The sequence below is a fragment of the Mycetocola sp. 2940 genome (assembly GCF_040548835.1).
Taxonomy (GTDB): domain Bacteria; phylum Actinomycetota; class Actinomycetes; order Actinomycetales; family Microbacteriaceae; genus Mycetocola_A.
Map to the genome: position 1 here is coordinate 42784 of NZ_JBEPSK010000010.1, position 23023 is coordinate 65806.

The 23023-nt window shown below is 67.2% G+C and carries 24 protein-coding genes; 5 read left to right on the forward strand and 19 right to left on the reverse strand.

Going from position 1 to position 23023, the window contains the following annotated elements; all coding sequences use genetic code 11:
- Nucleotides 1–122: 122 nt before the first annotated feature.
- On the reverse strand, nucleotides 123–485 hold the full coding sequence (locus ABIE24_RS13235) for an iron chaperone (protein WP_354500404.1): 363 nt from the start codon (nucleotides 483–485) through the stop codon (nucleotides 123–125).
- Nucleotides 486–532: 47 nt separating this feature from the next.
- Here ABIE24_RS13235 and arr point away from each other — a divergent pair, with 47 nt between their 5' ends.
- Nucleotides 533–943 carry an NAD(+)--rifampin ADP-ribosyltransferase gene (gene arr / locus ABIE24_RS13240; protein WP_354500405.1) on the forward strand — a complete coding sequence of 137 codons (411 nt, stop codon included), beginning with the start codon at nucleotides 533–535 and terminating at the stop codon, nucleotides 941–943.
- A gap of 855 nt (nucleotides 944–1798) precedes the next feature.
- On the opposite strand, the gene ABIE24_RS13245 is transcribed toward arr, so the two are convergent.
- From ABIE24_RS13245 to ABIE24_RS13310, 14 genes are all read right to left on the reverse strand, one after another.
- Nucleotides 1799–2026, reverse strand: coding sequence for an RNA-binding S4 domain-containing protein (locus tag ABIE24_RS13245; protein ID WP_354500407.1), 228 nt, complete (start codon nucleotides 2024–2026; stop codon nucleotides 1799–1801).
- Between the two features lie 129 nt (nucleotides 2027–2155).
- The gene (locus ABIE24_RS13250; protein WP_354500409.1) at nucleotides 2156–2473 is read right to left on the reverse strand and encodes a hypothetical protein; all 318 of its coding nucleotides are present in this window, start codon (nucleotides 2471–2473) and stop codon (nucleotides 2156–2158) included.
- Between the two features lie 130 nt (nucleotides 2474–2603).
- A complete protein-coding gene (gene ispG, locus ABIE24_RS13255; RefSeq protein WP_354500411.1) occupies nucleotides 2604–3758 on the reverse strand; it encodes a flavodoxin-dependent (E)-4-hydroxy-3-methylbut-2-enyl-diphosphate synthase in 1155 nt (384 codons plus the stop codon).
- A 42-nt stretch (nucleotides 3759–3800) separates the two neighbouring features.
- Nucleotides 3801–4847 carry an alpha/beta fold hydrolase gene (locus ABIE24_RS13260; RefSeq protein WP_354500413.1) on the reverse strand — a complete coding sequence of 349 codons (1047 nt, stop codon included), beginning with the start codon at nucleotides 4845–4847 and terminating at the stop codon, nucleotides 3801–3803.
- A 26-nt stretch (nucleotides 4848–4873) separates the two neighbouring features.
- The gene (locus ABIE24_RS13265; RefSeq protein ID WP_354500415.1) at nucleotides 4874–5515 is read right to left on the reverse strand and encodes a CoA transferase subunit B; all 642 of its coding nucleotides are present in this window, start codon (nucleotides 5513–5515) and stop codon (nucleotides 4874–4876) included.
- 5 nt (nucleotides 5516–5520) lie between these two features.
- A complete protein-coding gene (locus ABIE24_RS13270; RefSeq protein WP_354500417.1) occupies nucleotides 5521–6294 on the reverse strand; it encodes a CoA transferase subunit A in 774 nt (257 codons plus the stop codon).
- A 2-nt stretch (nucleotides 6295–6296) separates the two neighbouring features.
- A complete protein-coding gene (locus tag ABIE24_RS13275) occupies nucleotides 6297–7208 on the reverse strand; it encodes an alpha/beta hydrolase (protein ID WP_354500418.1) in 912 nt (303 codons plus the stop codon).
- Nucleotides 7205–7876, reverse strand: a complete 672-nt coding sequence (locus ABIE24_RS13280) for a TetR/AcrR family transcriptional regulator (protein ID WP_354500420.1) — start codon at nucleotides 7874–7876, stop codon at nucleotides 7205–7207. The genes ABIE24_RS13275 and ABIE24_RS13280 overlap by 4 nt, the downstream gene beginning before the upstream one ends.
- Nucleotides 7873–9423, reverse strand: a complete 1551-nt coding sequence (locus tag ABIE24_RS13285; protein WP_354500422.1) for a class I adenylate-forming enzyme family protein — start codon at nucleotides 9421–9423, stop codon at nucleotides 7873–7875. Before ABIE24_RS13285 ends, ABIE24_RS13280 begins: the two co-directional genes overlap by 4 nt.
- On the reverse strand, nucleotides 9420–10505 hold the full coding sequence (locus tag ABIE24_RS13290; RefSeq protein ID WP_354500424.1) for a branched-chain amino acid ABC transporter permease: 1086 nt from the start codon (nucleotides 10503–10505) through the stop codon (nucleotides 9420–9422). The genes ABIE24_RS13285 and ABIE24_RS13290 overlap by 4 nt, the downstream gene beginning before the upstream one ends.
- Nucleotides 10502–11377: a branched-chain amino acid ABC transporter permease gene (locus tag ABIE24_RS13295; RefSeq protein WP_354500426.1), complete on the reverse strand. Its 876-nt coding sequence runs from the start codon at nucleotides 11375–11377 to the stop codon at nucleotides 10502–10504. The genes ABIE24_RS13290 and ABIE24_RS13295 overlap by 4 nt, the downstream gene beginning before the upstream one ends.
- Nucleotides 11374–12090 carry an ABC transporter ATP-binding protein gene (locus ABIE24_RS13300; RefSeq protein WP_354500428.1) on the reverse strand — a complete coding sequence of 239 codons (717 nt, stop codon included), beginning with the start codon at nucleotides 12088–12090 and terminating at the stop codon, nucleotides 11374–11376. Before ABIE24_RS13300 ends, ABIE24_RS13295 begins: the two co-directional genes overlap by 4 nt.
- On the reverse strand, nucleotides 12087–12845 hold the full coding sequence (locus ABIE24_RS13305; protein ID WP_354500430.1) for an ABC transporter ATP-binding protein: 759 nt from the start codon (nucleotides 12843–12845) through the stop codon (nucleotides 12087–12089). Before ABIE24_RS13305 ends, ABIE24_RS13300 begins: the two co-directional genes overlap by 4 nt.
- A gap of 3 nt (nucleotides 12846–12848) precedes the next feature.
- Nucleotides 12849–14054 (reverse strand): substrate-binding domain-containing protein, encoded by a 1206-nt coding sequence (locus ABIE24_RS13310; protein WP_354500432.1) that lies wholly within the window; start codon nucleotides 14052–14054, stop codon nucleotides 12849–12851.
- A 159-nt stretch (nucleotides 14055–14213) separates the two neighbouring features.
- Here ABIE24_RS13310 and ABIE24_RS13315 point away from each other — a divergent pair, with 159 nt between their 5' ends.
- Nucleotides 14214–15398: an acetyl-CoA C-acetyltransferase gene (locus tag ABIE24_RS13315; protein WP_354500434.1), complete on the forward strand. Its 1185-nt coding sequence runs from the start codon at nucleotides 14214–14216 to the stop codon at nucleotides 15396–15398.
- Between the two features lie 892 nt (nucleotides 15399–16290).
- Here the strand turns inward: ABIE24_RS13315 and ABIE24_RS13320 are convergent.
- Nucleotides 16291–18330, reverse strand: coding sequence for a prolyl oligopeptidase family serine peptidase (locus ABIE24_RS13320; protein WP_354500436.1), 2040 nt, complete (start codon nucleotides 18328–18330; stop codon nucleotides 16291–16293).
- Nucleotides 18331–18423: 93 nt separating this feature from the next.
- Here ABIE24_RS13320 and ABIE24_RS13325 point away from each other — a divergent pair, with 93 nt between their 5' ends.
- The 3 genes from ABIE24_RS13325 to ABIE24_RS13335 all read left to right on the forward strand — a co-directional run bounded on the left by ABIE24_RS13325 (nucleotide 18424) and on the right by ABIE24_RS13335 (nucleotide 20646).
- Nucleotides 18424–19800, forward strand: coding sequence for a pyridoxal phosphate-dependent decarboxylase family protein (locus ABIE24_RS13325; protein WP_354500438.1), 1377 nt, complete (start codon nucleotides 18424–18426; stop codon nucleotides 19798–19800).
- A gap of 110 nt (nucleotides 19801–19910) precedes the next feature.
- Nucleotides 19911–20333 (forward strand): VOC family protein, encoded by a 423-nt coding sequence (locus ABIE24_RS13330; RefSeq protein ID WP_354500440.1) that lies wholly within the window; start codon nucleotides 19911–19913, stop codon nucleotides 20331–20333.
- Nucleotides 20334–20373: 40 nt separating this feature from the next.
- Nucleotides 20374–20646, forward strand: coding sequence for a DUF2277 domain-containing protein (locus ABIE24_RS13335; RefSeq protein WP_354500442.1), 273 nt, complete (start codon nucleotides 20374–20376; stop codon nucleotides 20644–20646).
- A gap of 27 nt (nucleotides 20647–20673) precedes the next feature.
- On the opposite strand, the gene ABIE24_RS13340 is transcribed toward ABIE24_RS13335, so the two are convergent.
- Genes ABIE24_RS13340 through ABIE24_RS13350 form a run of 3 tightly spaced genes read right to left on the reverse strand, consistent with a single transcriptional unit; the run spans nucleotide 20674 to nucleotide 22966 of the window.
- On the reverse strand, nucleotides 20674–21111 hold the full coding sequence (locus ABIE24_RS13340) for an SHOCT domain-containing protein (protein WP_354500444.1): 438 nt from the start codon (nucleotides 21109–21111) through the stop codon (nucleotides 20674–20676).
- A complete protein-coding gene (locus ABIE24_RS13345; protein WP_354500446.1) occupies nucleotides 21108–21773 on the reverse strand; it encodes a response regulator in 666 nt (221 codons plus the stop codon). Before ABIE24_RS13345 ends, ABIE24_RS13340 begins: the two co-directional genes overlap by 4 nt.
- On the reverse strand, nucleotides 21770–22966 hold the full coding sequence (locus tag ABIE24_RS13350; protein WP_354500448.1) for a sensor histidine kinase: 1197 nt from the start codon (nucleotides 22964–22966) through the stop codon (nucleotides 21770–21772). Before ABIE24_RS13350 ends, ABIE24_RS13345 begins: the two co-directional genes overlap by 4 nt.
- Nucleotides 22967–23023: the final 57 nt, after the last annotated feature.

A 23023-nucleotide genomic window follows, 5' to 3' on the forward strand; every position in this document is an offset into this window, starting at 1 on the left:
TGCGGCTCACCTCCCCCGTGAGGCGGATATCGACTGCCGCAGCAGTGGCAGCTGCGGTGGCAGCCGGCACCACGTCAGTCCGCTGTCGACCTGAGCGAGAAATTCCCGTCGAGGGGTTTGGCTCATTGCCTGTTGGCGTCGATCTCGCGCACATGCACGCGAACAAGGTCTTCGATCAGGCGGCTGGGCAGGGTCTTGCCCAGCGTGAACTGGACCGCGTGTGCGGTGGTCTTATATGGCTTGAGCTGGTCCTTCAGCTCCTCGATCGCCCATGACGAGGGGTAGAAGCTCATGTGCTTTTTGGATGCGGTGAAGTACACCAGTGCCCGGTTCTTATATTTGAGGGTCGGCATCCCGTAACTCATCGTCTCTTCGGTGTCCGGAACGAGTTTTGTCACCAGCGCGCGGATCCGTTCGAGTTCTGTTCGGTACGCGGGGTCGAGCGCATCGAGATATTCTTCGACGCTTCTCGCTTTTTCACCCATGAGATGAATTTTAACGCCGACAGAATGGGATCTCATATACTGTCGCCGTGAGCGACGCGCTGGACGAGGGGCCGTTCTTTCACGGCACGAAAGCCGATCTCCGGGTCGGAGATCTTCTCACGTCGGGTTTCCGATCGAACTATCGTCCCGAAGTCACCATGAACCACATCTACTTCACCGCTCTTCCCGACGGTGCCGGACTCGCTGCGGAGCTTGCTCCCGGGGACGGAGCCCCGCGCGTCTACGCCGTTGAGCCAACGGGGGTATTCGAGAACGACCCGAACGTGACCGACAAGAAGTATCCCGGCAACCCCACCCGGTCATACCGCAGCAGTTCCCCGCTGAGAGTCATTGGCGAAGTCACCGATTGGACGCGACAGACGCCCGAGGCGCTACAGGCGTGGAGAGACCGCTTGGATGCGCTCCGCGCGGACGAGCGGGGCGAGATCATCAACTGAGGTCCCGCGATAGCAGCGGCGGGTTGTCCGTTTCTGGCTAGAGCGGGCAAGATGCTCCTCGAGGCATGGAATCGGGAACGTCCGGGCATACGTTCACGGTGAGCAGATAGGCCAGCAGGAGTTTTTGAGCGCCGCCGTACTCTGCAAGATCGGGGTGGGATTCTGGACGCCATATAGCGAAAATCTGAGGTTTCTCGAAGATCCCGCCCGAGACGAATGCGGCCGTCCCTTCGTTGAACGGCACCAATAGAGCTGGGTGGCAGTCCCTACTCTCAATACAGAGAGGCACCGCCCGCTCCTCAATTCCTGTGCACGGCGCAAGACCTGCCAGTTCGCAATATTCTTCAGCCCAGGTCGCGACCAGTTCCGTCGACTGGTCGACCGGCGCGAGACCATACGTGTCGGGTTCGACCGTGATGAATTCTGACGCCCCAGCTACCGTCGAGTCGGACGGAACTGGCTCCGGGACCGGAGTTGCAGGCGTCGACCCATCCGGGGACGCCGGCGGTGCGGTGCAACCCGCGAGAAGCAGCATGACCGCTATGAAAACCGCTGCCCGTCGAGCTCGGACCATGGGCTCACATTAATCCGAGGGCCGGCTCCGCACAATCGGTTCGTGCCCGAATCGCGGTCTTCCCTCCGTGCCGTGACCCAGCTGCAGAGGTCCTTCTCCAGCGACTGGACGGATTGGTGGTCGGAGCGTTCTGCAGGTCGCACCGATTCAGGGGGCGCAGGGCTCGAAGAGTTCCCGCAGGGCGGATCAGAGGCGACGCTGAGGCGAGGCTCTGGCGATACTCGACCACGAATCACCAACTCTTCTCCTGGAGGTCGCCGTCTCTGTCCGCGCCGCTAGCCTCACGGGCAGACGCGAACCCTGCGTCCATCGAAGCTGACGATATCGCCGAGCTGCAGCTGCCTTCCGCGTCGGCGGTCAACCTCGCCGTTCACGGTCACAAGACCGTCGATGATCGCCTCTTTCACGTTTCCACCGGAGTCGAGGAGTCCTGCGAATTTCAGGAACTGCCCGAGTCGAATGGCCTCACCACCGATCGCGACGTCGTCAATCGGAGCTGGATTCGTCATCCCCGAATTTTAGTCGACCAGACGCCTGCCCCTCGACCGAACGCCCCGCGGGAATTCGCAGCACAAAGTTGCCGGACGTGCAGCGCGAGGTGTTGCGCGGTCATCCACCGAGTCAGCCAGGCACCGGTGTCAGGTGGTCCGCCCGGCAGCCGCTTCGATGTGGACGAGTTCGACGACGGTTGTTGTGATCCTGCTCACCGGCTTGCTCTTCCGGCTCTCTGGTTGAAGGCGGAAGGTCGCTTCCTCGCCGACACGGACGGTATCGAAGTCGATCACCGGCACTGGTTCGCGGTCTTTGGGAAGCGGTTCCGCGTCCGGGCGTTCGTGCGGGATCCGGGTGAGCGTCACTGGCTGGCCCTCTTCGTTGACGAGAAGATACTCGGACCCGGAGACGGTGGTGATGCGGAACGTCCCTCGTGTGCCGGACGTGAGAACTTTGAGGTTCATACGCCCCATCATCGGTTACTCCCTGACTGCGCATAACCCCCCGTGTCGGCGGGAGACACAGCGTCTCGGTTCCGGGTCGGGTTAGTCAGGACTCGACCCGTCTATTGAGTCCGTCCCATGAGAAGAACGATCAGCTGACGCTGACCACCGGGGCGCCGATCGACGTTTCGCTCGCTGGCATCTCAGCGGCGAGGCGGTTCGCTTCCTCGATGAGTGTCGCAACGATCTCGGACTCGGGAACCGTCTTGATGACCTCACCCTTGACGAAGATCTGGCCCTTCCCGTTGCCGCTGGCGACGCCGAGGTCTGCTTCGCGGGCTTCGCCTGGCCCGTTGACGACGCATCCCATCACGGCGACGCGAAGCGGAACGGTCATGCCCTCGAGGCCGTCGGTGACGTCGTTGGCGAGCTTGTACACGTCGACCTGCGCCCGGCCGCAGCTCGGGCAGGAGACGATCTCGAGTTTGCGTTCACGCAGGTTCAACGACTGCAGGATCTGCAGGCCGACCTTGATCTCTTCTGCGGGCGGGGCGCTGAGCGAGACGCGGATGGTGTCGCCGATTCCCTCAGAGAGCAGGATGCCGAACGCCGTCGCGCTCTTGATGGTGCCCTGGAATGACGGGCCGGCTTCGGTGACGCCGAGGTGCAGCGGCCAGTCACCCCGTTCGGCGAGGAGGCGGTACGCCTTGACCATGACGATCGGGTCGTTGTGCTTGACCGAGATCTTGAAGTCGTGGAAGTCGTGCTCCTCGAACAGGCTCGCCTCCCAGACGGCGCTCTCCACGAGCGCCTCGGGGGTGGCCTTGCCGTACTTCTGCAGCAGTCGCGGGTCGAGCGAGCCGGCGTTGACACCGATCCGGATCGATACGTCTGCGGCCTTGGCGCGGCGGGCGATCTCGGCGATCTGGTCGTCGAATTTGCGGATGTTTCCGGGGTTCACCCGCACGCCGGCACAGCCGGCATCGATGGCCGCGTAGACGTAATTCGGCTGGAAGTGGATGTCGGCGATGACCGGGATCTGGCTCTTCTTCGCGATGATCGGCAGAGCCTCGGCGTCGTCGCGGCTCGGCACGGCGACACGCACGATGTCGCAGCCGGATGCCGTCAGCTCGGCGATCTGCTGGAGGGTCGCGTTGATGTTCGGGGTCGGTGTCGTGGTCATCGACTGGACGCTGATCTGGGCGTCGCCGCCGACGAGGACCTTGCCTACCTTGATCTGTCGGGTCTTGCGACGCGGAGCGAGGACCTCGGGGACCTTGGGCATTCCCAAATTAACTGCTGGCACACGATCATCCTACGCCGGGCCTCCTGAGCGGCCGCCGAAGGCTCACCCTCTGATATGAGCGAGCAGAGCCGCACGGAACTCCGCCGGGCGCTCAAGGTGCGGCGAGTGTCCGCAGCCGTCGAACAGCACCTCACGGACCGCGCCACCGTTGGCGTGGTAGCGATCCAGCACTTCCCTCGTCTGGCTCACCATCGGCTGCGGCGGGGCCACGTCCGCCCCAGGCCAGCCCGGGATCGCCCCCACCGCGCCGAGCATGTTGAGGTCGAAGAACGACGCGTCGCTGACGATGGCATCCGCGTCGCCGTGGATCCAGAGGATCGGCGGTTTGTTCTCCAGCTCCGTGACGGCCGTCACGTTGAAGTTGTCCGGGGTCATGGTGTTGAGCACGCCGCGATCGCCGGGCCCGAATCCCGGCCACGCGTCGTTGGCGGCCGCGTTGCCCGGATAGTTGTGTTCCCCCGTCTTGGTGGACAGCATGGACTCCACCCAGAGGTCCTCAAGCCCGGTCTCGTAGCCCGCAGCGACGTAGGTCGCCCGGAACACCTGGCGGGGCGAGGTCGGCGAGTCCGCTGTCATGTCACCGGCCGCGAGCGCGGCGACAAACTCGGGGTTCGCTCCTCCCCCGCCGGTGCCTGCGGCAGCCGACAGGATCGAGCCGTCGAGTATCGTCCCACCGAATCCGTACGGTGAGACCGGAGCTGTCAGGGTGGCGGATGCGACGACATCCGTCCGGTCCAGCATCAGCTGGAGCACGACGCCTGCTCCCATGCTCCAGCCGACGAAGTGCGCCCGCTCGATGCCGAGGGCATCGAGCACCCCGAGCACGTCATCGCTGAAGTCGGCCAAACCCCGGGTGGCGTCGACCGGCGCCGTCTCGCTGTCGCCGAAACCGCGCAGGTCGATGGCGATCGGACGGACGGTGTCGGGCAGGTCGAGCATGAGCGGCTGCCAGAACAGGCTCGACGAGACGTTGCCGTGGAGGAACACCACGACCGGGCCGCTGCCCGGCGTCTCGCGTTCGAGGATGTTCGCGGCTAGCCGCGGTGTTGCGACGGTTCTCGCCGTGATGCCGGGGAGCAGTGTGGCCATGGTGGACTCCTTTGTCCGTGTCGGTTTCAGGCGCCGAGCGCGACCCGAAGTGGAGGCTCGGTGGCGGCGACGACCTCGTCGACGCTCACCCCCGGCGCGAGTTCGACGAGCACGAGCCCGTCGGGCGTGACGTCGATGACGGCAAGGTCGGTGATGATGCGGTGCACGACCGCCCGTCCGGTCAGCGGGAGCGAGCAGTCGTTCACGATCTTGGCTGAGCCGTCACGGGCGACGTGCTCCATCAGCACGATCACGCGGCCGGCACCGTGGACGAGGTCCATGGCCCCTCCCGGACCCTTCACGACCTTGCCGGGGATCATCCAGTTGGCGAGGTCACCGGATGCCGAGACCTGCATGGCCCCGAGGATGGCCGCGTCGATCTTGCCGCCGCGGATCATCGCGAAGCTCAGCGCCGAATCGAAGAACGCCGTGCCGGGGAGGGTCGTGACGGTCTCCTTGCCCGCGTTGATGAGGTCCGGGTCGACGGCATCCTCTGTCGGGTATGGGCCGACCCCGAGGATGCCGTTCTCGGACTGGAGGGTGACGGTGACGCCCTCTGGCACGTAGTTGGGGACGAGGGTTGGGAGGCCGATGCCGAGGTTGACGTAGGAGCCGTCAGCCAGTTCGAGGGCCGCGCGCGCGGCCATTTCGTTGCGGGTGAGTGCCATGGTTCTCAGTCGCCTTCCGTTGAACGAACGGTTCGACGTTCGATGCGTTTCTCGATGTCTTCTCCGACGAGCACGACCCGGTGCACGAAGACGCCGGGCAGGTGAACGGCGTCGGGGTCGATCTCACCGGGTTCGACGAGTTCTTCCACCTGCGCGATGCAGATCCGGCCGGCCATCGCCGCCAGCGGTGAGAAGTTGCGGGCCGACTTGTCGAAGACCAGGTTGCCGTGGCGGTCACCGCGTTTGGCGTGCACCAGGGCGAAGTCGGTCGCAATGGCTTCTTCGAGAACGAACGGTTTGTCTTCGCCGCGCACCGGAAAGTTGCGCACGTCTTTGGGCGGTGACGCGATGGCGACCCCGCCTGAGCCGTCGTAGCGACGCGGCAGGCCGCCCTCCGCGACCTGCGTGCCCACCCCGGTCTGGGTGAAGAAGGCGGCGATCCCCGCCCCTCCTGCCCGGAGCTTCTCGGCGAGCGTTCCCTGCGGGGTGAGCTCGACCTCGAGCTCGCCGGAGAGGAACTGGCGCTCGAATTCCTTGTTCTCGCCGACGTACGACGACGTCATCTTTCGGATGCGGCGGTTGGCCAGCAGCACGCCGAGTCCCCAGTCGTCGACGCCGCAGTTGTTGCTGACGATCGAGAGGTCGTCGCTGCCCTTCTCGAGCAGCGCCTGGATGAGAATCATGGGGTTGCCGCACAACCCGAAACCACCGACCGCGATCGACGACCCGCTGGCGATGTCTGCCACCGCTTCAGCCGCGCTCGCCACTGTTTTGTCCATTGTCACTGTTGCACCTCCGTTGCTGCGTACGCCGCCGAAATGCGGCTCTGTTCTGCCAGGATCACCGTGCGAACGGCGCCGGCACCTTTCTCAGACATGAGAATCGTGTAGTGGTTGACGTGTTCCACCGGTATCACCGATAGTCCGGGCAGCAGCGAGGACCACGTCGTGACGGCCTCTCGCGGGTACAAACCTACCGGCTCGTTCATCAGCCCACGGGGAGCGACAAGGAAGGGAATCGGCGCGCCCCAGGCATTGACGTCGGAGACCCACGCGTCGTCACCGGCGAGCCAGAGGGAGTCCTCGAGCATGGCTTCGGCCTTGGTGGCCGGGCGGAGTTCGGGTTCGGTGCCGTCGAGGTCGTAGTCGACGTACGCGTCGGTCGCCGGCGTCCAGTCCTCGGCGAACGCCGGGTGGCGTCGCCAGAACTCGAGGTAGGCCTGCCTGCTGGGGAAAGTCATCGACAGCCGCTCGGCGGCGGGGCCGAGAACGGCGATCGCCTCCGCGGGCGATTGGGCGCTGGTCTCGAGCGGCAGCCCGCCGTCGATGAGGACCACCCCGCCGATCCGGCCGGGATGCCGTCGCACCGCCTGCATGGCCACGAACGCCCCCATGGAATGACCGGCGACGAGCGGCCGGGTGAGGCCGAACCTGTCGACGATCGCGGCGACGTCGTCGGCGTGCCTGTCCATGCCGTACGGCGCGGGCAGCTTGTTGCTCCTGCCCCGACCCCGGAGGTCAGGCGCGATCACCCGCACCCCGGGCATCCTTTCTGCGACGGTCTGCCAGGCAAGGTGGCTTGCGGTGATGCCGTGCAGGGCGACGACGGCGGTGCCCTGAGCATCCGGGTTCCAGATTCCGACGGTGAGGTCGCCGCCGTCGACGGGGACGGTGCTGGTGACGTACGCGGTCATGAGTGGCTCCGCGGGGTTCGGCCGATTCCGTTGTCGCGCACGCCGAGGCCGCCTTCGATGAACGTCATCATCTGCTCGAAGACGTCGTCGGGTACGGCGCTGGTTCCCGACGAATACGGGTCGCCGGCGTTCCCGGCGTCGGCGTCGGAGTTGCCCCAGAGCACCCAGCGCATGCCGATCATCTCGCCGATTCCCATGAGCGCCCACGCCGCCACGGTCGGGTCGATGGCTCCGATCTCTCCGGCGCCCCGTGCTTCACGGAGCCCCTGGATGTAGCCGTCGACGATGCGCGTGTAGTGCAGTCGGAGCGCGCCAGGTGAGACGAATTCGGCCTGCCGGATGATGCGGTAGAGGGCCGGGTGTTCCGCCGTGAAGGTGAAGAAGGCCCGAAAACCGGCACGCTCGGATTCGGCCCGGTTCGGCGCGCGAACGGCGGCCGAGGTCATCGCGTGCCTCACCCGCCGGTTGAGGTCCTCGACCACTTCGTTGAAGACCTCGAGTTTGGAGTCGAAGTAGAGGTAGAAGGTGCCCTGGCCGACGCCCGCTTCGTCGGTGATCCGCACGATCGACGCTTCGGGGTAGCCGACGTCGGCGAAGACCTTCTCGGCGGCCTCGAGGAGCTTCGCCCGGGTGCGCGTGCCCCTGGCGGTACGGGGAAGGGTGCTCATGAATGTTCTCGATTCGATGGAACGGTCGACAGGTAATCGGCGAGCAGAGACCTGCGCAGGATCTTGTTGGCGGCCGACCGGGGGATGCTGTCGACGAACCGGATGCCATGGGGCACCTTGAATCGTGCGACCCGCTCCCCCAGCCACGCGGTGACGTCCTCGGCATCCGTGGCCACTCCGCGACGGGGAACGATGAAGGCCACGCCGACCTCACCCCAGCGGGCGTCAGGCACGCCGATGACGGCGGCGTCGGCCACAGCCGGGTGACCGAACAGCACGCCTTCGATCTCGGCGGGCGCGATCGACTCGCCGCCGGAGATGTAGATGTCCTTGATCCGGTCGATAACCCGGTAGTACCCGTTCGCGTCGCGTTCGACGAGGTCGCCGGTGTGCAGCCAGCCGGACCGCAGCGCGAGCGCGCTCTCGTTCGGTTGTTCGAAATAGCCGGCGAAGACGCTCGGCCCCCGCACGAGGAGCTCACCGGTCGCCGCTCCGGAAATCTGTTCGCCGGTGACCGGGTCGGCCACGGCCACCTCGACGTGCGGGTACGGTTTGCCGGCGAGGCCCACCTTCGTCCTGGCGTCCTCGTCGGGGAGGCAGAGCACGTTCGGGGACGCTTCGGTGAGCCCGTACCCCTGAGTCAGGGCGACGCCGCGCGAATGCCAGGTGCGAAGCAGCGGCTCGGGCATCGACGCCCCGCCGACGATGGCGTGGCGGAGCGTGCCCAGGTCGGTGGCGGCGAAATCGGAATGCTCGGCCAGGAACAGGTAGTTGGCGGGGACACCCATCATGGTGGTGATGCCGCGGTCGGGGATCAGTTGGAGCACGCGACCGGCGTCGAAGGTGCGCTCAAGGACCACGGTCGCGCCGACCCACCACGCGAGCAGCGGCTGGATGTTCCAGCCGCCCACGTGGTACTGCGGCATGACCGCAAGGACCACGTCGGCGCTGGTCAGCTCAGCGGTACGGGAGAGTGCCAGGTTCGTCCAGAAGCAGTTGGCGTGGCTGAGGACGGCACCCTTCGGCGCCCCCAGTGTGCCGGCGGTGAAGATGAGCAGCAGGGCGTCGTCGTCGCGGACGGGACGCGTCTGGCGCGCCCCCTCCCACCGGATCGGCGGAACGGAAGATTCGATGCCGCCGACACCGAGCGTGCTGCGGGGCGGGCCGTCGACGAGCAGCTCGTATGCGGCATCCGCCAGCGACGTGAATTCGTCCTCCACGAGCAGGAGAGCCGGGCGGGAGGCGGTGAGATGGCTGGCGAGTTCGGCCGGTGAGAGCCGCCACGACAGCGGCACGAGCACCACGCCGGCTTTGGCGCAGGCGAAGAACAGCACCACCTGGTCGCTTGAATTGCCGGTGATCGTGGCGATGCGGTAACCGATGCCGAAGCCCGCCGCCCGGAGCGCGTCGGCGAGCGCCGTCGCCCGGGCGTCGAGGGCGAGGTAACTGAGCTGCACACCCCGGTCGTCGACGGCGATCCGGTCCGGGGTCGCGACGGCCCGGTCGCTCGTCCAGCGGCCGAGGGTGTGCAGGGAATCCGGGTTCATCGCAACTCCTCCATCGGCAGGGCGGTCGCCGGGCGGTTCCGCCGGGAGGCGATCCTTCCAGCGGAGCCTGTGATCCCGCCGGGCAGGAACAACACGACCAGGATGAACAGGGTACCGAGAAGGAACAGCGGTTCCGAAAGCGGAATCCGGAGCACGTCGGGCAAGCCGGTGATCCATTCGGATGCCGCCAGTGCCGTGAGCCGCTGGTCGAGCAGCGTGTAGACGACCCCGCCGATCACTGCACCCCAGCGGGAGCCGACACCGCCGAGAACGACGATGACGAGGATGGTCAGGGTGAAGTCGCTCGACGCCGCCCGCGTGGTCACCCCCGACTGCAGCAGCAGGTACGCCATGCCGACGACAACGGCGAGGGTAGACGCGAGGACGAACGTGATCAGCCGCACCGCGTACGGGCGGACGCCGAGGACCCGCACGCGCAGCTCGTTCTCCCGGGTGGCCAGGGCCACGTGGCCCGCCTGCGACTTCTCGAACCACATCACGAGGACGAAGACGACGATCAGCACGGCGAGGCTCAGCCAGTAGAGATTGCGGGTGTTGAGCACCCCGACGAGCGCATCCGGGATGTGTGTTGTCGTCAGTGACAGGCCTTCATCGCCACCGGTGATGTTCGAATTGCGGCGGATCCACACCGACCCCGCCTGGGCGAAGGCCAGGGTGACCATCGCGAAGGTGATACCGGTGACCCGGAGGCTGATCGCTCCGAGCACGTTTGCGAGCACAAGTCCGCCGACGAGAACGAGCACGAGGGCCGGGAGCAGTTCCAGTTCGAACCGCTTGAGGACGATGCCGAGACCGTACGCCCCGGCTGCGAAGAACAGGGCGTGGCCGAACGACAGCATCCCGGCGACGCCGAAGAGCAGGTGGTACGACAGGGCGAGACCCGACATGAGCATGGCCAGAGCAAGGAGTTGCAGGGTGCCTGGTGTATAGGTCGGGCCCGGGAAGACGCCGGGGATCGAGAGGTTGAGGAGCGGCAGGATCGCCATGACCACGACCAGTGCCCCGCCGATCCACCAGCCGCGGGTGGTCCGGGAGAACACCCGGTTCAGGATGCCGTTCATGCCTTCACTCCCATCAGTCCGCGCGGTCTCACCAGCAGCACCACTGCGAGGAGGAGAACGACGACGAAGTCGCCGGTTCCGTCGAAGTAGAAGTTCGCGAACTGCTGCAGAACGGCGACGATCACACTCGCGATGGCGGCGCCGGTCAGCGACCCGAGCCCGCCGATCACCGTGACGATGAACGCGAAGATGAGCAGCGACCCGCCGAGGTGAGGCGAGACGTAGCCGGTGTAGTGCGAGGCCAGGACGCCGCCGAGCCCGGCCGCGGCCCCGCCGATCGCGAAGACGAGGGTGAACGCCCGGCGCACGTCGATGCCGAGTGCCGTCACCATCGACCGGTTCTCCACTCCGGCGCGGATGATCAGCCCGTAGCGCGTGTACTTGAGGAAGAGGACGATTCCGACGAGCACGAGCACGGCGCAGAGGATGAGCAGGAACCTGTTGTTCGGAATGTTGGCGCCGAGGACCTTGGTGGTGCCATCGAGCCAGGCAGGCCCGTTCACATAGATCTGGTCGGTTCCCCAGATGCCCTCGAAGAGAGCCACCGTGGCCAGCGCGAGCCCGACGGTGACGAGCACCTGTTCGATGTGCCGGTCGTACAACCGTCGGATCAGGAAGAACTCGGTCGCAGCGGCGAACACGGCGCCGACGACGGCTCCGACGAGGAGGGAGACGACCAGGGTGAACCAGGATCCGTCGCCCATCCTCCGCGCGACCTCCCAGCCCATGAAAGCCCCGAGGGTGAGGAACGATCCGTGCGCGAAGTTCAGGACTCCCATGAGCCCGTAGATGAGCGAGAGTCCGCTGGCCACGAGAAAGTAGAGCGCGCCGAGACCGAGGCCGGTGATGAGCAAAAGGACGACGGTGCTCATGCGGTTTCCCCGTGCTCTGCTGAGACACCGAGGTACCGGCGGGTGAGGTCGGCATCGTCGAGCAGTTCAGCGCAACCACCGGTGTAGACCACCCGGCCTCCGGCGAGGACGATCGCCCGCGTCGCGAGTCGGCGGACCACCTGGAGGTTCTGCTCCACGAGGAGCATCGGCACGATTTCAGCTGCGGTTGCGAGTGCCTGAGTGACTTCGCCGACGATCTTCGGCGCGAGTCCCTTCGTCGGTTCGTCGACGAGGAGCAGTCGGTTGGAGTTGAGCAGGGCACGGGCAAGAGACACCATCTGCTGCTGGCCGCCCGAGAGGGTGCCGGCCTGCTGGCCTGCCCTCGCCACGAGGTCGGGGAACAGGTCGGCGACGAGTTCCCGGCGGGGTTCACGGTCGCGTTCGGCAAGACGAAGGTTCTCGGCAACGGTGAGCTTGGCGAAGACCTCACGGTCTTCGGGGACGTAACCGACGCCCCGCTGCACGATGCGGTGGGTGTGCAGGGTCCCGATCTCGTTCCCGTCGAGGACGACGGAGCCCGTTCTGTGGATCAGTCCGAGGATCCCGCGGATCGAGCTTGTCTTTCCGACCCCGTTGCGACCGAGCAGCGCGGTGACACCGGTCGCCGGAACCGAAAACGTGACGTTCTCGGTCACCTGCTGGCCGCCGATGGATGCTGTGAGGTTGGAGACCTCGAGGATGTTCGCGCTCACAGCGGGTCTCCCAGGTAGGCGGACTGCACGTCGGGGTTGGCCATGACATCCGCCGGGCTGCCGATGGCGAGCACCTGGCCGTGGTGCATGACGGCGACCCGGTCGACGAGGCCGAGGACGACATCCATGTGGTGTTCGACCATGAGCACGGTCCTGCCCTGGTCGCGGTGGAGCGACCGGATCAGGGCGACGAGCCCGGGCACGTCACCGGAGGCGACGCCGGCCATCGGTTCGTCGAGCAGGAGGACCGCCGGGTCCTGGGCGAGCAGCATGGCGATCTCGAGCTTTCTCTTGTCGCCGTGGGAGAGCCCTGAGGCGTTCTGCTCCGCCAGGTGGCTGAGCCCGACGTCGTTGAGACGCTCTGCCGCGACCGCGTTGGCCGCGTCGGACGACCGGGGGAACCGGACGAGCGACAAGGAGTGCCCGCCTTTCACCTGCGCTGCGAGGCGCACGTTCTCACGAACGCTCAGTCCCGGGAAGAGGCTGGAGGTCTGGAAGGTTCGGCCGAGGCCGGATCGTGCTCGAGTGGAGATCGGAGCGGTGCTGACATCTGTTCCCTCCAGGTGCACACTGCCGCCTGTGGGCCGCAGGACACCGGAGATGAGGTTGAACAGCGTGGTTTTGCCCGCACCGTTGGGTCCGATCACTCCGAGCAACTCGCCCTCCGGGACGGAGAATGACACATCGGAGATGATGTGCGCTCCTCCGATCCGAAGGTCGAGGTGCTTTGCTTCGAGCACGATCCGGTCGGCCACGGGTTACTCGACCACCGGCGGGGCGACGGTCTCGGCGTCGATCTCCTCGATCAGTTCGGGTACCCAGGCGCCGTCGGTCTGCACGAGCTTCACCTGGTACATCGGCTGGATCATGGCGTGGTCCTCGGCGCGGACGGTGATCTCGCCCTTCGGGCCGTCGAAGGTGAAACCTTCGAGGGCGTCGACCATGCTGTCGACGTCGTCTCCGCCGCCGGTCTTGATCGCCTCGGCGATCATCAGGGCCGCGTTGAAGCCGTCGGGCGAGAACAGGTCTGCCTTCGAGTCGTTCTCCTCGAGGTATTCGACCATCGCCGTGTTCACATCGTTCTCGGGGATGCCGGAGAAGTAGTGGTTGAGGAAGCTGATCTTGTCGCTGGCGGAACCGTATGCCTCGTAGGTGGCGGTGTCACCGAGCCCGGTGACGACGGGTGCGGCGTCGAAGATGCCCTGCTGTTCGAGCGCCTGCCACATCGCACCGCTGGTCGCGCCGGCCCAGGCCACGAAGACGAGGTCGGGAGCTTCGTCGAGGATGCGCTGCGCGAAGGGGGTGAACTCTGTGGCGTCCTCGGGGACGAGCACGCTGGAGACCGTCGCGCCCTTCGCTCCGAGAACCGCTTCGACTCCCGCCAGGTTGCCCTGACCGAATGCGGTGTCCTGAGCGAAGACGAGAATTTTCTTGCCCTTGGGGTCGCCGATGAAGGTGCCCGCGGTGGCGACGTCCTGGTAGGTCTGCCGGCCGGAGCGGAAGGTGTAGTCGTTGATCCCGGTGACGCCGTCGGCGGCGGCCGCTCCGGAGATGTAGAGAATCTTGTTCTGCTGCGCCTGTTCGGCGAGCGCCAGGGCGATGCCTGAGGAGACGGTGCCGGCGATGATCTTCGTGCCGGAGCCGATGGCATCCTTCGCGAGGCTCACGGCCTTGTCGGCGTCACCGGCGTCGTCGGCGTATTCGATCGTGATCTCGCGGCCGTCGATTTCGCCTGAACCTTCGGTGGCGTAGTCGAGTCCGGCCTCGAGTCCACCCTTGTACGCGGCCCCGTATGCCGCAAGCGGCCCGGTCTCCGAATAGATGATCGAGACGTTGACGGGTTCTTTGCTGTCTTCCGTCGTGCCGCCGTCACTGGTTCCGCCTGCTGTGGGAGCGCAACCGGCGAGCATGAGTGCCGCCGTCGCGATCAGTGCCGGTGCAAGATACTTCTTTGGTTCTCGCATGGGAATGCCTTTCCTGCTTGGCTCTAGGTTTGCTTCATTGCAACCTGACAAGTGGTTCAGGTTTCAGTTACAGTAGAACGCCGGGAGAATCCGTGTCAAGCTAAGTAGAGGTTTTAGCGCCCCTTTCGCGCGCCGATACAACGACGAAGGAGTCTCTCGATGAGTCCGAACGATGTGGTCATCCTGGCCGGAGCCCGCACACCGCAGGGTCGCCTGCTCGGCCAGCTGGCGAGTTTCAGTGCCGTCGAACTCGGAGCGGTCGCCGTACGCGCGGCGCTCGAACGTGCTGGCGTCGATGCGTCCGACGTCGACGCCGTGATCTTCGGCCAGGTGTTGCAGGCAGGCGCAGGCCAGAACCCGGCCCGGCAGACCTCGCGCGCGGCCGGGATCGGCTGGGAGGTGCCCGCCGTCACTATCAACAAGGTGTGCCTGTCCGGCATCGCCGCGGTCACGGACGCCGCCCGCCTGATTCGCGCCGGCGAGGCATCCGTGGTCGTGGCCGGAGGGCAGGAGTCGATGACCAACGCACCGCACGTGCTGCCGTCGGCCCGCAAGGGTTACAAGTACGGCGAAGTCACGATGGTCGACACCGCCGCGTTCGACGGACTGACGGATGCTTTCGACGGCGATTCGATGGGCCTCTCGACTGAGCGTCACAACGGGCCGCTCGGCATCGATCGGGTCGAGCAGGACACGGTAGCGCTTGGCTCACACCAGCGCGCCGCCGCCGCCCAGGCTGCCGGCCTGTTCGACGACGAGATCACCCCGGTCACCGTGCCGTCGCGCCGGGGCGAACCGACGGTGCTGACGAGCGACGAGGGCGTACGGGGCGACTCCACGATCGACTCCCTCGGCGCGCTCCGACCGGCGTTTGATAAGGACGGCACCATCACGGCAGGGAACTCGTCGCCGCTGAGCGACGGCGCCTGTGCGCTGATCATTGCCGACCGCGCCTGGGCCGAGGAGCGCGGGCTGACCTGGCTGGCTGTCGTCGGAGCATCCGGTTCGGTGGCCGGCCCTGACAACTCGCTGCACTCCCAGCCTTCGCGGGCGATCGCGGATGCCCTCGGCAAGGCGGGCTGGACGGCTGGCGACCTCGACCTGATCGAGATCAACGAGGCCTTCGCCGCGGTGAGCGTTCAGTCGATGCGCGACCTCGACCTCGACCGCGACAAGGTCAACATCCACGGCGGGGCGATCGCACTCGGCCACCCGATCGGCGCGTCAGGGGCGCGGCTCGTGCTGCACGCGGCGCTCGAACTGTCCCGCCGCGGATCGGGCAAGGCTGCTGCCGCCCTCTGCGGTGGAGGCGGCCAGGGCGACGCACTGCTGCTGTCGCGCTAGGCCTGCTCCGCGCGGGTCGATTGGCTCTGCGCGGTTCAGACGGCTTCGCGCGGGTCGAACGGCTCTGCGCGGGTCAAACGACCTCGCGCGGTTGAAACTGCTTCGCGCGGGTCGAACGGTTCAGCGCGGGTGAAAAGCCTCCCACGCGGGGCAAAAGCACCCGCGCCGTCTGTGTGTCCGCCCGCCGCGACGCGTCAGCCGAGCCGCTCCGCGTCTTCACCCCTTCCGGTGACGCTAAGCCCGAATGACGCGTTAGCGGCCGTTCCGGTGACGCTTAAGCCCCGAATACCGCTCCATTCGGGGACTTCGCGTCACTGGAAGCTCAGGTACACGCGCGGCACGTGCCGACGTCCGTCGTCGCTCGGGCCTTCGCGCGGGTCGAACGGCTTCGCGCGGGCGAAGAGGCTCCCGCGCGGGGCAAAAGCACCCGCGCCGGGGGCGCGTCCCCGGCCGCAATGCGTCTGCCGCGCTCATCAGAGTCCGGGCGGTCGTTCCGGTGACGCTTAAGCCCCGAATACCGCTCCATTCGGGGCCTTCGCGTCACTGGAAGCTGGGGTCGCACCTGAGGCTCGGCTCCGCGCGGGTCGAACGGCTTCGCGCGGGCGAAGAGGCTCCCGCGCGGGGCAAAAGCACCCGCGCCGACGGTGCGTCCACCGCCACAACGCGTCTGCCGCGCTGATCAGAGTCTGGACGGTCGTTCCGGTGACGCTTAAGCCCCGAATACCGCTCTATTCGGGGACTTCGCGTCACTGGAAGCTCAGGTACACGCGCGGCACGTGCCGACGTCCGTCGTCGCTCGGGCCTTCGCGCGGGTCGAACGGCTTCGCGCGGGCGAAGAGGCTCCCGCGCGGGGCAAAAGCACCCGCGCCGGGGGTGCTTCCCCCGCCGCGCGTCAGGCCAGCCGCTCCGCGAGGAACCGGTAGGCGAGGGCTGACATCCGCGCTGCCTGCGCGTTGGTCGCCGCTCCCCCGTGCCCGCCCTCGATGTTCTCGTAGTAGGTGACGTCGCATCCGGCGTCAAGCATGCGTGCGGCCATCTTGCGGGCATGCGCCGGGTGGACCCGATCGTCGCGCGTCGAGGTCGTGAACAGAACGGGCGGGTAGCGGCGCGCCGGGTCGAACCGGTGGTACGGCGAGAACGTCTCGAGGGACACCCACTGGTCGGGGTCGTCAGGGTCGCCGTACTCGGCCATCCAGGACGCGCCGGCGAGCAGCCGGGAGTAGCGCCGCATGTCGAGCAGCGGCACCTGGCAGACGACGGCGCCGAACAGTTCCGGGTAACGGGTCAGCATGTTGCCGGTGAGTAGTCCGCCGTTCGAGCCGCCCTGGATCCCCAGGTGTTCGGGTGTGGTGATGCCGCGGTCCACCAGGTCCCTGGCGACGGCCGCGAAGTCCTCGAACGAGCGGTGCCGCTTCTCCTTCAGCGCTGCCTGGTGCCAGGTCGGACCGTATTCCCCGCCGCCGCGGATGTTCGCGACAACGTACGCGCCGCCCTGCTCGAGCCAGGCCCGCCCGAGGGTGCCGGAATAGCCGGGCGTCAGCGAGATCTCAAAGCCGCCGTAGCCGTAGAGGAGCGTCGGCGTCGCTTCGCCGGCATCCGCTCCTCGGACGAGGAAGTAGGGCACGCGGGTTCCGTCGTCGGAGACCGCGAAGTGCTGTTCGATCCTGAGTCCGGCGGTGTCGAAGAACGACGGCTGAGACTTCAGCACGACCGGCAGCGCGCCGGCCTGTCCGACCGTCGCGATCGAGAGGGTCGTCGGGGTGAGGTAGTCGGTGGAGATGACCCAGACCAGGTCGTTCTCGTCGGGGTCGACGGCCGAAACCTGGACGGTGGCGAATTCGGGAGCGCCCGGGAAGTCGCTGCGTCGCCAGCCGGCATCCGTGGGGGTGAGGACGTGGACGCGGCTCTTCACGTCGTCGAGGACTGTGAGGACGAGGTGATCCCGGGTCCACGTCGCACCGGCGAGCGACGTTGTCGGTGTCGGCGCAAAGACCACTTCGAAGGACCGGTCGCCGGCCAGGAAGCCGTCGAAGTCGGCGGCGAGCAGCGAGCCGGCCCGGTAAGTCGTGCCGGCAGGGGTCCAGTCATCGCGGAGCTCGATCAGCAGCCACTGTCGCGAGTACCCGATCTCGGCGGAGTCCGGGACGTCGATCCGCCTCGGTTCGCCGTCCACGAACACGTGTACCTCGGAGGTGTAGAAGGTGGGCGCCCGCCAGAGGAAGTCGCGGATGTAGCCGGGTGTGTGGCTGCGGAAGGCCCGCACCGACACATCTGTCACGGCGCCTTCGAAGACGAGTTCCGCGGCCTCGATCGGCGTGCCGCGGCTCCAGCGCCGGGCGATCCGGGGGTACCCGGATGTCGTCATCGAGTTCTCGCCGAGTTCGGAGCACAGGTAGACGGTGTCGTCGTCGATCCAGCCGAGGCCGCCTTTCGCTTCCGGGCGGAAGAAGCCGCCGTCGTCCTGCTCCACGAAGCGGAACGTCTCGAGGTCGAACTCGCGCGTCACATCCGCGTCGGAGCCGCCGTGTGACAGGTCGATCAGCGCCTTCCGGTATTCGGGGCGAAGCACGCTGGCTCCGTGCCAGACCCAGTCCTCCCCCTCGGCCTCGTTGAGGGCATCGATGTCGAGCACCGTCTGCCAGGCCGGGTGCGGTTTGCGGTACTCCTCCAGGGTCGTCCGCCGCCAGAGCCCGCGCTGGTGTGCGGCGTCCGTCCAGAAGTTGTAGTAGTAGTCGCCGATCTTCTGCACCAGCGGAAGCTTCGCGTCGGAGTCGAGGACCTCGCGGATGGCGCCTTCCGTTCGGACGAAATCCTCGGTGGCGGCGAGGGTGCCGAGCGTGACCGCGTTCCGCGCCCGAACCCAGTTCAGGGCGTCCTCGCCGTCGACGTTCTCCAGCCACAGGTACGGGTCGTCGTTCTCGTCGAGCGTCATGACTCCCAGCCTAGGAGCCGTTGCGGGAGTCGCGCGGCGGCATCCGCTCCCGAGGGCTACCGCCGTCCAGGGCCGACGGCTACGCTTCCGGGTGTGACAGCTCAGCCTGAGGACTATCGCAAAGCACTCGATCGGGCCCACAACCACGCGGTCGAGTGGCTGGAGTCGATGGCGACCCGCCCGGTCGCGCCGCGCCAGACGGCCGACGAGGTCGCCGCGCATTTCCGGGTGCCACTGCAGAATCGGGGCATCGACCCGGCCGAGGTCGTCGATGAACTCGCGACGTTCGCGGAACCGGGTCTGATGGGGATGCCGTCGGGCAAGTTCTTCGGCTGGGTCATCGGCGGGACGCTCCCCGCGGCTCTCGCCTCTGACTGGCTCGTCAGCGCATGGGACCAGAACACGGCCATGCGGTACGCAACCCCGGCCGCGTCGGCCATCGAGGAGGCTGCCGGGCAGTGGCTCCTCGACCTCCTGGGGCTCCCGCCCGCTTCAGCTGTCGGTTTCACGACCGGCGCGACGCTGGCGAACTTCGCGGGCCTGGCCGCCGGTCGGCTCAGCGTCCTCGCCGACGCCGGATGGGACGTCAACGCCGACGGGTTGACCGGCGCTCCTCGGGTGACGGTCATAGTCGGAGAGGAGCGACACACCTCCGTCGACCTGGCGTTGCGGTACCTGGGACTCGGTTCCCCCTCCGTCGTCGCTGCCGACGACCAGGGGCGCCTGCGTCCCGATGCACTTGCCGACGCGCTTGCCGGGTTGAACGGCCCCGTGATCGTGTGCCTTCAGGCCGGAAACCTTCACTCTGGTGCGTTTGACCCGATGCGGGAGGCAATCGACCTGGCGCACGCGCGCGGCGCGTGGGTGCACGTCGACGGCGCGTTCGGGTTGTGGGCTGCCGCGAGCACCCAGTACGCCGACCATCTCGACGGACTGGGACGCGCTGACTCGTGGGCGACCGACGCCCACAAGACACTCAACGTTCCGTACGACTGCGGTGTCGTCGTCGTTGCGAAGCCGCACCTGCTGCGGTCCTCTTTCGGCGCACACACCGAGTACCTCGTCCACGCCATCGGCGACCCGTGGGAGAACGTGCCCGAATTCTCGCGGCGCGCCCGCGGCATCCCGGTCTGGGCGGCATTGCGGTCGCTCGGCCGGGAGGGCACGATCGCGCTCGTCGAGCGGCTGGCTGAGAACGCCCGCGCGCTCGCGCAGCGTCTTGCTGCGCTGCCCGGCGTGGAGGTTCTCAACGATGTCGTGTTCACCCAGGTCTCTCTGAGCTTCGGCACCGATGAGCGGACCCGCGCCGTGACCCAGGCACTCATCGCCGACGGCAGCGTCTGGATGTCAGGGTCGCACTGGCAGGGGCGCGAGATCCTCCGCATCTCGGTGAGCAACTGGTCGACGGATGCCGCGGACGTCGCCGCGTCGATCGATGCGGTCCGGCGGGCGATGGCTGCGGCCGAGTGACGTCGGCGCCGTAATCTCGCGGAAATGGGGACTTCTGCAGTGGTCGTTCGTCTGTTCATAATCGAGGGCCACACCCGAACACCCCGCCAGACAGACGAAAAGAGACCACAATGCCTACTCGGCTCAACCCGTACCTGAACTTTCAAGGATCCGCCCGTGAGGCGATGACGTTCTATCGCGATATCTTCGGCGGCGAACTCACCCTCAGCACCTTCGGCGAGTACCAGGCAACCGATGACCCTGCCCAGATCGACAACATCATGCACGCCCAACTGATCACACCCGACGGCCTGACCCTCATGGGCGCCGACGTCATGGAGGGCCAGGACTACCGGCAGGGCACGAACTTCTCGGTCTCGCTCAGCGGTGACGACGAGTCAGAGCTTCGCGGATACTGGGACGGGCTCGCCGACGGCGCCACGATCGTGGAGCCCCTCGTCCTCGCTCCGTGGGGCGACACGTTCGGGATGCTCAACGACCGCTACGGCGTGTCCTGGCTGGTGAACATCGCCGGAAACGGCTCGGAGAGCTGACACCCTTCCGAATCGGGCCGGCGCTGGTTAATCTGGTGCCATGTGCCGAAACATTCACACGCTCCACAACTTCGAGCCCGCCGCTACGGACGACGAAGTTCATGCAGCCGCCCTCCAGTTCGTCCGCAAGGTGAGCGGGTCGACGAAACCGTCGAAGGCCAACGAAAAGGCGTTCGACCTTGCCGTCTCCGAGATCGCCCACATCACACGGCACCTGCTGGAGGACCTGGTCACGACCGCGCCCCCGAAGGACCGCGAGATCGAGGCCGAGAAGGCCCGCGCCCGCTCGATGGCCCGCTTCGCCCGCGTGTAATCCCAGGTCTACGCGCGGGCCGCGGCGTCAGCGCTTGGTCGGATTGTTTGCCCGGATCACTTCGAGGCGTGCCCGGTACTCGGTTTCATCGATCTCGCCCTGGGCGAATCGTTCGGCAAGCCTGTCTTCGGCGCTCCGCCCGGGGGCGTTCGCGGCCACCCACGGCGCCGAGCGGCGCCAGCGGCGCCCGAGGAACGCGAACAGGAGCGCGAACACCACGATCCAGAACAGGGGGATGAGCAGGAACCACCAGCCGAAGCCGGGTCCCCAGCCGGGGTGCATGGCAACGCCTGCCACCGTCGATGCAGGCACCGCGAGGATGTTGATCATGAGGATGTCCCTTCGTCGTGCGGCTCCACCGGAACCGTCAGCACCAGCTTTGACGGTGGGCGTCGCAGGCGAATCTGCCGTGCGAACGAATCCGGCGTACTCCGCTGGGAGGACAGCCAGAGGGGCGATGCTCACCCGGTGAAACCGGGGGCGACGAGGCCGGACTCGTAGGCGAGGACGACGAGCTGAACCCGGTCACGGGCATCCAGCTTGCCGAGGATGCGCGAGACGTGCGTCTTCACCGTCAGCGGGCTGAGAAAAAGCCGGGCGCCGATCTCCTCGTTCGAGAGCCCCGCGGCGACGAGGACCATCACCTCCCGCTCGCGGTCGGTGAGCGCATCCAGGAGTTGGGGGCTGACCGCCGAATGCAACCGGCCCGAGATCCGCTCGAGCAGCCGGCGGGTCACGCTGGGCGACAGGAGGGCGTCCCCGGCCGCGGCGATCCGGACCGACCGGATCAGTTCGACAGGTTCGGTGTCCTTCACGAGGAAGCCGCTGGCCCCGGCGGCGATGGCCCGCGCGACATACTCGTCGAGTTCGAACGTGGTGACGACGACGATCCGGGTTCCGGCCAGGTCTGGGTCCGCGGTGATCTGCTCGGTCGCCCACAGGCCGTCACCGCCGGGCATCCGGATGTCCATCAGCGCGACATCCGGCCGGTTCTCGCGAACGCGCGCGACGGCATCCGGCCCCGTGGCTGCCTCCCCCACGACGTCGATGTCTGCTTCCGCTTCGAGCAGCGCCCGGAATCCGGCACGGATGAGCTGCTGGTCGTCCGCGATCACGACACGGATCACGGCGCACCGGGCAGAGTCGCTGTGACGAGGAAACCGCCGTTACTGCCGGACCCGGTGACCAGGGTGCCTCCGAGAAGCTCGGCACGTTCGGTCATGCCGAGGATGCCGCTGCCCGCGTCGCCGCGGTGCGGGTCGACGGGGCCCCTGCCGTCGTCGGAGATCGTCAGGCGGATCGTTCCATCCGTGTCGGTCAGCCGGACCTCTGCTTTCTGAGCCTGAGCGTGGCGGAGAACGTTGGTGAGGCTCTCCTGGACGATGCGGTACAGGGCGAGCTGCACGGCAGCGGAAGGGGGCCGGGCGAGGCTGACGGTGTAATTCACGTCGAGTCCCTGCGCCCGCATGGAATCGAGAAGGCCGGGGATCTGCGACAGGTCGGGCTGCGGCGCGAGGGCGGCTGCGTCGACACTGTCGGCGCGGAGGAAGGCGAGCACGCCACGGACCTCGTCCAGCGCTGTCTTGCTCGACGCCTTGATGTTCGCGAGAGCCTCCCGGGCACGCTCCGGCTGGCTGTCCATGAGGTGCAGGCCCACGCCCGCCTGCACGTTGATCTGCGAGAGGGAGTGAGCCAGGACGTCGTGGAGTTCGCGGGCGATTCGCATCCGCTCCGCCTGCTCGACGGATTGCCGGTGCTCGATGGCTTTGCGCCGGGCTTCACCGATCCGGGCCCGGCGGTCGCGGATGCGTTCGGCGACGGCGAGCAGGAGGGCGATGGCGGCCGTCGTCAGGGCGATCCGAATCGGATGCCAGTCCAGGCCCAGAACCGAGCCCAGGGTCACGGCGGCGACCCAGCCGATCGCCACGGAGGCGTACACCCAGATGCGCGCGCCCCGGACGATACCGAGCACGATCGCGAAGGCGAAGGCCACGTACGGTGGCCCGAACAGCGGCGGCAGGAGCAGGTCCGCAACGGCCGCCGCGGTGACGACCGCGGCCACCTGCCCCGGATGACGGCGGGCGGCGAGCAGAGCGAGCGGCCCCACCGCGGCAACCGCCACAGCCGTGACAGCGAGCGGCGCCGACTCGACCGGCGCGTGTTGCACGAGGATCACGATGGTCGCCGGCACCTGCACGAAGAAGGAGAGCAGGACCGGGAGCCACAGCCTCACCGGGGCAGGGAGTCCGCGGAACGGCGGACGACCGCCCCAGCGCGCGAACGGGTCACCATGTTCGGAATCGACCGGCCCGGGGAGCATCCCCCCAGCGTAGTGAGCGGCCGGGCGTTCCGGCATCCGTCGCCAGACGCAGTCACC